This window comes from Priestia sp. YIM B13486, from assembly GCF_042787865.1.
Classification (GTDB): Bacteria; Bacillota; Bacilli; order Bacillales; family Bacillaceae_H; genus Priestia; species Priestia megaterium.
The window spans coordinates 42651-54429 of sequence record NZ_JBHZOZ010000002.1 but is presented as its reverse complement, the minus strand read 5'-3'; the positions used below and the strand labels follow the sequence as shown (position 1 = coordinate 54429).

General features: G+C 37.2%; 11 protein-coding genes and 1 pseudogene. 1 reads left to right on the top strand and 11 read right to left on the bottom strand.

Annotation, left to right across the window (positions count from 1 at the left end; translation table 11 throughout):
- Positions 1–6: 6 nt before the first annotated feature.
- Together ACFX4G_RS04485 and ACFX4G_RS04480 are read right to left on the bottom strand one after the other, a co-directional pair.
- On the bottom strand, positions 7–960 hold the full coding sequence (locus tag ACFX4G_RS04485) for an ABC transporter permease (RefSeq protein WP_013082737.1): 954 nt from the start codon (positions 958–960) through the stop codon (positions 7–9).
- 59 nt (positions 961–1019) lie between these two features.
- Positions 1020–2558 carry an ABC transporter substrate-binding protein gene (locus ACFX4G_RS04480; protein ID WP_377573001.1) on the bottom strand — a complete coding sequence of 513 codons (1539 nt, stop codon included), beginning with the start codon at positions 2556–2558 and terminating at the stop codon, positions 1020–1022.
- A gap of 289 nt (positions 2559–2847) precedes the next feature.
- Between ACFX4G_RS04480 and ACFX4G_RS04475 the strand changes: the two genes are divergently transcribed.
- Entirely contained in the window at positions 2848–3594 is a 747-nt protein-coding gene (locus ACFX4G_RS04475; protein WP_377572999.1) for a gamma-glutamyl-gamma-aminobutyrate hydrolase family protein, read from the top strand.
- A 145-nt stretch (positions 3595–3739) separates the two neighbouring features.
- Here ACFX4G_RS04475 and ppsA read toward each other — a convergent pair.
- From ppsA to ACFX4G_RS04430, 9 genes and pseudogenes are all read right to left on the bottom strand, one after another.
- Positions 3740–6346 (bottom strand): annotated as a pseudogene (ppsA, locus tag ACFX4G_RS04470) (phosphoenolpyruvate synthase).
- 334 nt (positions 6347–6680) lie between these two features.
- A complete protein-coding gene (locus tag ACFX4G_RS04465) occupies positions 6681–6956 on the bottom strand; it encodes a hypothetical protein (RefSeq protein ID WP_377572997.1) in 276 nt (91 codons plus the stop codon).
- Between the two features lie 357 nt (positions 6957–7313).
- Entirely contained in the window at positions 7314–8534 is a 1221-nt protein-coding gene (hmpA, locus tag ACFX4G_RS04460) for an NO-inducible flavohemoprotein (RefSeq protein ID WP_377572994.1), read from the bottom strand.
- Between the two features lie 277 nt (positions 8535–8811).
- Entirely contained in the window at positions 8812–9255 is a 444-nt protein-coding gene (locus ACFX4G_RS04455; RefSeq protein WP_377572992.1) for a hypothetical protein, read from the bottom strand.
- A 113-nt stretch (positions 9256–9368) separates the two neighbouring features.
- Positions 9369–9869 (bottom strand): hypothetical protein, encoded by a 501-nt coding sequence (locus tag ACFX4G_RS04450; protein WP_377572990.1) that lies wholly within the window; start codon positions 9867–9869, stop codon positions 9369–9371.
- 75 nt (positions 9870–9944) lie between these two features.
- Positions 9945–10277: a hypothetical protein gene (locus tag ACFX4G_RS04445; protein ID WP_377572988.1), complete on the bottom strand. Its 333-nt coding sequence runs from the start codon at positions 10275–10277 to the stop codon at positions 9945–9947.
- A gap of 132 nt (positions 10278–10409) precedes the next feature.
- Positions 10410–10787 (bottom strand): SMI1/KNR4 family protein, encoded by a 378-nt coding sequence (locus ACFX4G_RS04440; RefSeq protein ID WP_377572986.1) that lies wholly within the window; start codon positions 10785–10787, stop codon positions 10410–10412.
- 13 nt (positions 10788–10800) lie between these two features.
- Complete coding sequence (locus ACFX4G_RS04435; RefSeq protein ID WP_377572984.1) at positions 10801–11316, bottom strand: SMI1/KNR4 family protein; 516 nt, start codon at positions 11314–11316, stop codon at positions 10801–10803.
- Between the two features lie 121 nt (positions 11317–11437).
- Positions 11438–11770 (bottom strand): YolD-like family protein, encoded by a 333-nt coding sequence (locus tag ACFX4G_RS04430; protein WP_071275456.1) that lies wholly within the window; start codon positions 11768–11770, stop codon positions 11438–11440.
- Positions 11771–11779: the final 9 nt, after the last annotated feature.

Genomic DNA, 11779 nt, shown 5'->3' with positions numbered 1-11779 from the left:
CCTCCTTTAATCATGATAAGAATTGCGTACACGCGGATCGATCACGGCATACAGCAAATCAACAACTAAATTGATGACCACATAAGCAACCGTAATTAAAAGTACGGCTCCTTGAATAAGCGCGTAATCCCGGCGTTCAATTGATGAAACAATCAGCTGACCTAGCCCTGGAATGTTAAATAATGATTCTGTTACCGCCGCTCCGGTCACAAGTCCCGCAAATGATTCTCCAATAACTGTTAAAATCGGTAAAAAACTCACGCGCAGCGTATGCTTAAGCATAATTGTGCGTTCATTTAATCCTTTTGCTTTTGCCGTTTTAACAAAGTTCTCAGAAATGGTATCGAGTAAAGATGAACGCGTCATACGCGTAATTAATGCAGCTTGAATCGCTCCAAGCGTAATCGTTGGTAAAACTAAGTACTTTAAATACTCAAATAATCCAGCATTTAACGGAACGTATCCTGAAACAGGAAAAATTCGAAGCTGTACCGCAAAAAGCAAAATAAGGAATGAACCGAGAAGAAAGCTAGGAATGGAAATACCTAAAAGGCTAGCTCCCATAATGCTTTCATCACGAATCGTTCCTTTATGTTTAGCTGCATATATACCAAATAGTAAAGCAAACGCCACACCAAAAATTTGCGCGAGTATAGCTAGAGAAACCGTAGGGCCTACATTATCCCAAATTGCCCCGAGCACAGGTTTATTTAAAAAGTAAGAATAGCCAAAATCTCCGTGGAAAATGTTAGATAGCCAGATAAAGTATTGATTTACCACAGGCTCATCCAATCCCATTTCTTTGCTCAGCGCTGCAATTTGTTCCGGACTTGCGCCTTGTCCTAAAATGATTGCTGCGGGACTCCCAGGCGTTAAGCGCGTAATTAAGAACACAACAATAGATACAATGAATAAAACAGGAATTAGTGCAAAAAGTCTCTTAAGTGTATAAGCTCCCATCGTAAACTCCTTTCTAAAACAGAGAGCCTAAGCCCTCTGTTTATTAGAATAATAAGATATTATTTTGTTAAACTCATATTGTAGAAAATTGGACCTAAATTATACTCATAGCCTTTTGCATTGTTAGAAACGGCATTGATGTTCACTTTATGACCAATAAGCGTAAACGGAAGCTCGTCCCATACGTATTGCTGAATTGCATCAATGTCACCGCGAGCTTCTTTAACAGAAGGAGCAGCTTTAATTTTGTTTAAGTAGTCCATTGATTTTTCAACTGATGTACCTTTTGTAGTCCAGAATCCTTGGAAGATGGTAGAACGAGCGTTCCAGTCAACAGGATAGATGTCCCATTGGCTTGTATCACTCATTTTATCGCTGAATGTCGCCCAGTCGTATACTTCTAATTTTACATTCATACCAATGTCTTTTAACTCTTGTTGAACCACAACAGCTGTATTGTATTGATCTTGGTAATCACGAGACGCCATTAAGCGAATTTCTTCTCCGTTATAACCAGATTTCTTCAAATATTCTTTTGCTTTTTTCTTATCATGCTGGTTATATTCTTCTTTTCCAGCTGTACTGTAGTAATTTGGATACTCTTTGTTCACAATGGATGAAGAAAGCTTGTAATAATCCGAGCTTCCGTAAGAACTGTCTAAGATGTCTTTTGAGTTAAGAGCTGCGTTAACTGCTTTTCGTGCATTGATGTCTTTAAAGACGCCTTTATCTGCGTTGTAGAAAAGTCCCATAAATCCGCCTGGTGATGTTTCTACTTTTGCATTTTGGCTGCCTTCAACTTGTTTGGCATTATCACTTGATACAGATAGCGCAACGTCAAATTGTCCGGTTGTAATACCAGAAATCCTAGTTGACTCATCGCTTACGAAACTAATCTTAATTTCATCGACGTGAGGAGTTTTCTTAACTTCGCGGCCTTTCGAAGAATAATCTTTAAATTTCTCTAATAAAAGATATTGATTTTTCTTCCATTCTTTTACTTTATATGGACCTGTTCCTATGTAGTCTTTTATCCCTTCATCAGATGCATTGTCAACGACTTCTTTTGGTAAAATAGCTGCTGCGGGGATTGGATCAGCTAATAAAGAAAGCGTGTTAACATTTGGTGATGGTAAATGAAGCTCTACCGTATAATCCCCGGTTTTTGTCATTTCAGCACCAGAGAAGTTTGTTTTTCCAAGAGACGATAGCTTAATCCAGCGGTTAATAGAAGCGACAACGTCATCTGCAGTCATTTCTTTACCATTATGGAATTTAACCCCTTTTCTTAATTGGAACGTGTATGTTTTTTTATCATTGCTAATATCTACTTTAGACGCTAAGTCAGGCTTGGGATTTCCTTTTTCATCTAAAATCATTAGTCCTTCGTAGATACTGCGCGTTGCGTCTTTCACATCTGAGTCCCCAGTAATTTGAGCATCCAGCGTTGCTGGCTCACTTTGAGACGCGACGTTTAGCGTTCCGCCTTCTTTTCCTTCTTTTTCACGTGAAGAAGTTTTGCTTGCATTACCACTGCACCCTGCTACCATGAGGACAATGGTTAAAAGAGAGATGAAAAGTAAATAAGTCCTTTTCACTAAAATCACTCCTATTTCCTTGTATAAAATTTTAATCCGACTATAATAAGAAGAATAGTAGGAATGTGAACAATTGTAGCACTACCTTCTACCTTTGGCAATTAGTATTTTTAACATACAGAGGCTATTATACCATTTTCTATTAAGTAAATATGGTATATATGTATAATAGTTGAACAAAAGAACCATTTATTTCTTATAAAGCAAGAGATTGAACACACTTTATCAACGCAGTAAAAAAAAAGAACATCTCAAGAAATGGTAATTTAACAAAAAGGAGAAAACAACAGTGGGATTTTTAATTGGCATATCAGGAAGCATTATTGTGGATCAAGGAGGACGCTTTCCAGGCTATAAGCGAGCGTATGTGAATAACGACTATATCGAATCAACAGCGCTCAGCGGCGGAATTCCTTTTATCTTGCCAGTGCTAAAAGATGAAGAAATGATTAAAGCGCAGGCAGAAAGTATAGACGGGTTGATTTTATCAGGTGGTCAAGATGTTAATCCCCTTTTATACGGAGAAGAACCGACAACCAAAACGGGTTCACCTTTTTTAGCACGAGATCAGTCTGAACAGCTATTGTTAAAGCATGTGATCGATCAAGGAAAGCCGGTGTTAGCGATTTGCCGCGGCTTACAAATTTTGAACGTTGCTTACGGCGGCACTCTTTATCAAGACATGTCAGACATTAAAGAGTCATTTATCAAACATGATCAATACAACAATACAAGCGACCCTTCTCATTCCATCATGATTAAAGAAGGAACACGCCTGCATGACCTTTACGGTAATCAAGCTCTTATTAATTCATTTCACCATCAAGCTATTAAAGACGTAGCGCCAGGTTTTGAAGTTTCTGCATGGGCAAAAGATGGAGTTATTGAAGCCATTGAAAAACAAGGAGAACAATTTGTAGTCGGCGTCCAGTGGCATCCAGAAATGATGGCAAAAGAACATACTTCAATGCTAAACTTGTTCAAACTGTTTATGGAGCATGTGCAGCAGTCGGCTGTAAAAAAAGTCAGCATTTGACGTTTTAATCTACTGCGTCACCAATACAAAAAGGCAGGCCATTATAATGGCCTGCCTTTTTGTATTACCTGAAGATACGCATAGAAATCTAGACAAATTTTCATCTATTAATAAAGAAGAAAAACAGCGCAAGCATCTTTAGCTTTTACAATATTTCAATATACCCTTCTGTTCCATGTACGCGAATTTGCTGTCCGTCTTTTATCAGCCGAGTAGCATTCTCTACGCCGACAACCGCTGGCAATCCGTATTCACGTGCAATGACTGCTCCATGAGTCATCAGTCCGCCAACTTCCGTAACAAGCCCCTTTATCCCTACAAATAACGGGGTCCAGCTAGGATCAGTAAAGGAAGTGACTAGTATATCTCCCTCTGATGGATTAGCATTTTCCATGTTTAAAATGACGCGCGCTCGCCCTTCTACCACTCCTGAAGAAACCGGTAAACCTACAATTGCTTGGGACGGAAGATTTTCTCGTTTGTACGCACCTGTAACAATTTCGCCATGAGACGTGATTACACGCGGAGGTGTTAGCTTTGTGTATAATCGGTATTCTTCTTTTCGCTTGGTAATGATTTGATCATTCACTTTATGTGTGCGCACGACTTCTTGAAGTTCGTCAAACGTCAGATAGTATATATTTTCTGTTTCAGAAATAACACCGGCTTTTACAAGCTGAGCGGCTTCTTTCAGCAGAGCCTGTTTATAAACAAAATAGCGATTAATCATGCCGTATTTGGGATATTCACGATAACCGATAAAATTCCGCATGAGATCAATCTTTTCTTTTGTTTCTTTTGCTTTTTGTTCACCAGCCGGCAATTGCTTCAAGCGGTTTAATAGCTCTTGCTCTTTTTTTAAGGCTTCCTGCAGGCCTTTTTCAAATTTTTGCTTGCTAGCGTTAGCCTCAAAGTTTTTAATATTACCAAGAATCACAGGGATAAGTGCAGCCGGCTTTTCGCTCCAGCGAGTTTTCGTAATATCGATTTCGCCGGGGCATCGCATTCCGTATTTGCTGAGATAATCATAGATAGCGTCTTGAGTTTTCTCTCCGCCTTCAAACTTAACCAGTTTCTCCAAAAAGTTATCATCTTTTACGTGTTGTAAATAATGGATGACTTCTGGATAAGGACGAATCACATCTGCGACATCCAATAGCGCCAGACCCATTTCTGATGTAATATTGTTTGGTACAGATTGAGAAATCACGTCTGCTGCGTTTTTTTCACCTAGCCACGTCTCCATTTTTTCATTGATCCATGATGAAGCATCCATAGCAGCCATAAACACAGCTGTACTTTGTGGGTCAAATAAAATCTTCTTTAATGTCCCGATATCTTCTGAAATAAAATCGACTAATTCCGACCCAGATTTCGTTTGGATGGTTTGCTTTAGCTCTTCTATTGATGCTTGATTCTTCTTGATCAAGTCAGAAACTATGGTCGAGTCGTTTTCGATTTGTGTCTTAGGCTTCGTAGGCGGCATGCTTTTATTGCTTTTACCAGAACTTTGATCATTTGGTAAAGGTTTTATAAAGTCTCCTCGCTCTATTATGCTTGTAAGTGCGTCTTTCATGAGAGGATCATGTTGTCCCATGGCACCTAACATCATTTTTCTGCTGTCAGATGAAGCCAGCATAGGGGTGACATCAACAAACAGCCTTCCACCGGCTGTACGCATAGGTGCATTAGTCGTTAACAGAAAAAAAGACAATCCCAGTGGTTTCATGGCATCGGTCATCATTTGTTGATGTCCAACAGATACATAAACGCGATTTTCCTGATCATGTGCTTCAGGAATTGGATATAAAGTAGTGATTGGACGACTTTGAACAATATAAAATGTATCCTCAGCCAAGCACCATTCAATATCTTGAGGACAACCGAAGTAAGCTTCAAGCTGTCTTCCAACGCGTTCTAGCTGTAAAATTTGAGAGTCAGTGAGCGCTTGCGTTTTTTGCAGATCGAAATGAACTTCCTTTGTTTCTGTTCCGCCTTCTTTTAATCCGTAAATAGCTACCTTTTTAGCTGCTATTTTTTTATCGACGATTTCGCCTTCTTTTACTTTATAGCAATCGGCAGAGACCAAACCTGACACTAGCGCTTCTCCAAGCCCAAATCCCGCATCGATTGATAACAGCTTTCGGTTAGAAGTAATTGGGTCAGCGGAAAATAAAATACCTGAAGCCTGCGGAAAAATCATTCGTTGAACAATAACCGATACGTGCACTTGACTATGGTCAAATCCATTTTTAATACGGTAGGTTACCGCGCGATTTGTAAACAGGGAAGCCCAGCATTTGCTAATGTGCTCAAGGATTTCTTCTTTGCCTCTAATGTTTAAATAGGTGTCATGCTGGCCAGCAAAAGAAGCTTGTGGCAAATCTTCAGCAGTCGCACTTGAACGAACTGCATAAGCATGCTCTTCGCCAAAATGAGAGAGATAATGAGTAACTGCTTTTACCACGTCAGAAGGAATTTTTATTTCTAGAATGGTTTGGCGAATTTTTTCGCTGATTTCACTAATTTGATCTCGATCATCTGCTTTTAGCATCGTCAGCTGATTCAGTAACGCTTGAAATGTTTCATTTTGTTCAATGGCTTTTTAATATCCGACTGCTGTAACACAAAACCCTTCCGGTACTTGTATTCCTTGAATTTTTGATAAAGCCCCTAAATTCAAGCCTTTTCCTCCAACAAGTGGAAGCTGTGTATCTTTTATTTCTTGAAAGCTAAGAACTAAAGAGTTCATTCAACATCTCTCCTAACCGGTAATGTTTTATTGATTTTACCAGCAGTACATGAGAATAAACAGTCTATATCGGCGTTTTTTTATGTGGTATAATTAAAGTAGGAAGAGAGTTACACAATTTTTTGTCAGCGATTACATATTATTTTAGCTTTGCATCTTCAAGTTGTTGAATTAGTTTATCCAATTGATTCGTATCTTTTTTAAAACAGGTAAGTGCATGCAAGAACTTCCTTTTTACAGGATAAAATTTCAGGAATTTTCCTCATCTTATCCCTTCTTTCATTCGGTCACCTGAAGAGCCTAGCTCATTACATGACTACCTCTATTTTTTGAACTATTCCGAAACTATAGTATTACGAATATATCTCTTTGCTCGTTTTCTAGCAAGTGTATAAATAATCACCTGCAGCACAAGCGCCGCAAGGCTTATCAGTACTACTTGTTCGACAGAATTAAAGGGCGAAAAATATTTCTCCCATTTAGAATCTGGAAGCCTTAATGCGTTATAAAAGTATGACGTACTAAAAGAAATGATATTTCCTAAAATAAGTGATAAATCCGCTCTAATAAGCCCGCTTAGATAAGACAGTGCTGCCGTAACTATGACCATGATTATATAGCTTACCTTTGAATCATCTTCAAAATCCTTTCGCATAGATAAATAAGCATATGGAATGCAATAAATTGTAAAAATTATAAAAGGGAGTAGTCTTCTCATATAGCAATCTCTCCAATATTTAGGATTCGACGTAGTTCTCTACTATTATAAATTATCAAAGATAATTTTTTCCAGTTTTTTGTACATAGAGAGTGTAGAAGTACCTATGTGTAAAATGCTCGTTTTTAGAACTGCTCCTTAAGGCAAAGTAAAAAAGCACTCACAAGAGTGCTTTTTTACAGCATATTTATTTAAACAGGACGTGTGTGTTAATCGAACATTTTCTGTTTACTGGTGATAATTACTTCTTTATTTTTCTCCTAAAAGGGCTACAGGACTAAATACCTCGTAATGAATACGTTCACTTGGTATATCCCATCTACGTAATGCTTTAAGAATAGCTTCCATAAACGGAATCGATCCACAGAAATAAAAGATAGCTTCTTTTGAAGAAACGACGGATTGTAACAATTCTAAATCAATATAACCCTCTTTATCAAAATCAGTACCTAGTCGATCCCCTTCATTAGGCGAGCTATAACAGATGAAGGAGGTAACATTTTCGTTATTTCTATTTAGTTGAGTCACATGTTCTTTAAAAGCATGCGTTTTCCCATTAATACTTGCATGAAGAAAGGTAACCTTACGTGTAGGTTGTTTTTCTACAATGGTATTCAGCATACTAAGCAAAGGTGTAATACCTATACCCCCACTAATTAGAACAACAGGAAGTTCACTATGATCAAGTACAAAATCTCCAGCAGGAGCTGAGAATTTAAGAGTATCTCCTGTTTGAACTTGTTTATGTAAATAGTTTGACACGATTCCTGCTGGCGCACCGTCATGTGCATCTTCTCGTTTTACACTGATTCGATAATAACCCTTTCCAGGCGCTTCAGAAAGACTATAGTGACGAATATGCGTGTACTTTTCTCCCGGAACATTTGCTGCTAATGTAAGGTATTGTCCTGCTTTATAAGAGGCGATTTCTTTCTCATTTTTCGCTTTTAAATAAAAAGATGTTACATTATCACTTTCTTCTACCTTTTTATCTATATAAAAGCTTCGATATCCTTCCCAGCCTCTAGGTTGACTCTCTGTCTCTTCGTAGAGAGCTTCTTCTAGCTCAATAAAAGCATTTGCAATATATCCGTACGCTTTTCCCCATGCTTCAATAATCTCATCTGAAGCTGTATCTCCTAAAACATCCTTTACTGCTTGAAGTAAAGTTTCACCAACGACTGGATATTGTTCTGCCTTTACCCCTATCGCACGATGCTTTTGTGAAATCCTTTCAATTACAGGTTTAATGGCTTCTAAGTTTGTAATATGTTCCCCGGCAGCATATACGGCATAGCCTAATGCTTCCTGTTGAATTCCTCTTTTTTGATTCGTTTGATTGAACATATTATACAAATCTGGCGCTTTTTCAAATAACAATTCGTAAAATCTCTTTCCTATTTGTTTACTATGTTCTTTCAAAACCGGCACTGTTGATTGGACAATTTCAATCGTTTTAGAATCAAGCATATAACATCCACCTTTTAAGAATTTTTCATATGTATTAATCTTTTTCGGCACTACAACTTAATATGGATAAATTTGGATTGTCCTATACGATTCCTGAACTTTTTTAAAACAGATTCACATTTGAAAATTGTTTTAATCTAGAACACTTCATTCTATCCTGATGATAGTTACATAAAAAGAAGCTCTCCTTCATAAAATTTTTGAAGTAAGCTGAGTTGGAATTATCACAGCGACCGCTTGCCTTGTTTATAGCCTATATAATTTATTAAATTTGATATTAATTTGGCTTTTCAACAAGTACCCAAGGAACTTCTATCTCAAAATTCAGTTGAAGTACGGGTCTGGTAAATCCGCCAGGGACAAATTCCAAATCGTTGGAAAAGCCAATATGTAGATTATTGCTTATTTCAATTGCATCATCTGAATTTATAATTTCAAGAGGTGTTTTGTGAGATACTTTACCTACAATATGATAACAGCCAATATAGAAGTGCCGTCCATTTTCTTGAGAATCAAAATGTGATAAGTGATTACATTGAGAAGGGTTAATACCTAGTTGGTAAAAAAGCTGAAGCTCTATCTCTGATCGTGACTTCATAGCTTCATAGAAGTTTAGACAATATAGACAATCGCACAAATCCCACTTCTTCAAATACTGTTTTTTTGTTTCTTCAACATCAATTTCTAAAATCCAATTATTAATCTTTATAGTTTGATACATAGTCTTCACTTCCCATACTTAGGCTATTTAGAAGTTACCTTCAGCTGCAGAATTCTTTAGCTTAATTTATAAGCTGATTAGAAAGATAAATTATAACGAATTAGCAAAAGCATCTAATAATTCTTCACTTTTAGTTTCTGAATAGCTTTTAATACATCCTCTCTATTCTTAGCCAACTTCATCCACTTTGGAAGTCGACTCTCGACACTTAAATAATAGGGATGTGATTCCCTGAGTTCAGCTTCTATATAGCTTTCGATATAATTTAAATGTTGCAGATTTAATGCCCATAAGATGTTTCCACTACATTCAATTTGTAAATAGAGCGGAAGTTGAAAATACCAGTCACAGGGGTCTCCAATTAAAATTACTTCATAATCAGCTTTAGGTTCATACGAGACTCTTGCTTGTCCATAACCGTTTGCTTTCATAACTTTGTCTTTTGTGGTTCCGCAAGCAGTACAAACAAACCTTCTTTTAACGTTAGCGACGTAGGGACTCGAATCATCTAAAGCTATGACTTTTGCACAAGAGGCGCAATGTGGACAAACGACTAGAAATTCATATCCTAACCCTATAAGTGTTTTATTTTTATTTAGAAATGTTTTTTTCAAGACATTCTCTCCATTGAATTTATTAATTCATCGAACCGATGGCACTACGACATTGATTTCAGTTTTAATTTCACATTAATCTCCGGACGCAAATACTAATTTATTTAGTTTCAGTGCCTCTAAGCAAAGGTCCTTTAATGCTTCAGCAAATATTTTCGTCTTCAGATCTATCTCTGTTGGTTGTCGACAGGTAGTCTTTAATACTTCACATACCTTTATTAATTGATTGATTTCTTGTACAGAAAACAACTTGTCACCATATTGATCTAACCCTGTCAATAATTCAAATGAATCCCTGAATTCTCTTGCTAACATGTAGTCGTGTACTCTTTCCTCGAATTTTACACATTTAGTCGAAGAAGCTGCTTCTTTCTTATTATCAGCGATGCAGACATCAATTCCTACCATCAGATTCTCCCTTTCTCTACATTCTTTCTAAGCTTAATAGGGACTAAAAATGAGGACAGCTAGGTAGATATTAAACTACTATCTGTCCTCTTCTGACCGTACTCTTATCAAAATCTTTTAACTAACCCACAATTAAGTAACATCTTCTACAAACCCTTTCAGAGAATCATACATTTCTAAAGCGTCCCATTCACCCATACCATGTTCAGCTGTGAAAACTGGATAATCTTCATTCGCTATATCAATAAAAAGCGGGTCACCGCCTATTTCTTCATCATACCCTATGACAAACCAGTTTTCTTGCCAATCTCCTTCTTGATTTCCTATAAGGGAATTTGCTTCTAAATCTTCTCTGTAACCTAATTGTCCGTCTAGAAACTCGCTTTTAAGGTAGATATAATAAGGAGTAGAAAGAATTTCTCCCACTTCATCTTCAAATTCTACTTTCATCGACGTACCTGGAAGTTCTTTAAGAATTTTATAGATTCTCTCTATATCCGGCTTTATCATTTGCTTCTCCCCTTTAATAATCTGTATAAGTTATCGTGGACATCACCCATTCTTCTAAGCTGTCTGCTATTACTTCACGCTGTTCCCAATCGTGCCAAAAGGTGATAATTTGGCCGGTTTTGCCTCCTTCAGCGGGATTCAAATCTATACAAATATCATCTCCTCCCCCATTCGTAGCAATCGAGATCCAACGCGGGTTCCACCAAAATTCTTTTTTTACTGGCCCAATAGGTTCAATTTCTGGGAAATCTTCAAATTCTCCTCCGTCTAAAAGCTCTTTTAATGTTTGCCACGTATACAGAATCTCCTCTAAAGGTAATAGAGTATAATTTTCGATAACCGCTATGTATTCATCACGCTGTCCATTATGTATCATTAACCAGTCTTTAAGGTTTTGAGGGAATGTTAGTCCCATCTTTTGCTCAACCTCTGCAATTTCTGACTCAGCAGCAGCTTCATTAAGCGTTCCTACTGCTTCCGGTCGATGTATTTTCAACCACTGTTCAAACTCATTCCAAACCTGCTTCATACTGGACTCCTCCTTATATAACATCATTAAATGAATCTATGAAAAATGATTGCGTATTTTTTAAGTTTATACTAATTATGTATGGAAATCTTATGTAAATAAACTGTTTTATTACTTTCTACTACATAAAACGAACATCAATTAATTCACTTAACCTCATTTTGTGTGTTTGCTTACATCCTTCATCTATAAAAACAAATATACCTCCAAGAGAATCTACAAATTGAATAATTCCTGTTTCCGTTATGCACTGCCCGTGCTTGTAATACGTCAGGTACATTTTTTTATGTGTATGAAGCGCTTCAATCAAGGTGAAATTAATCTGTTCCATTTGATCTTCTGTTAAAAAAGGTTGAGGTATCTCTGCTTGTTTTTTTATAATTTCTTGTAATCCTCTGTATTGCTCGGGCATAGTGGCAAACGGTCGCCATTTTTTCATTCCTCTGTTTTGCATGTCATCTTC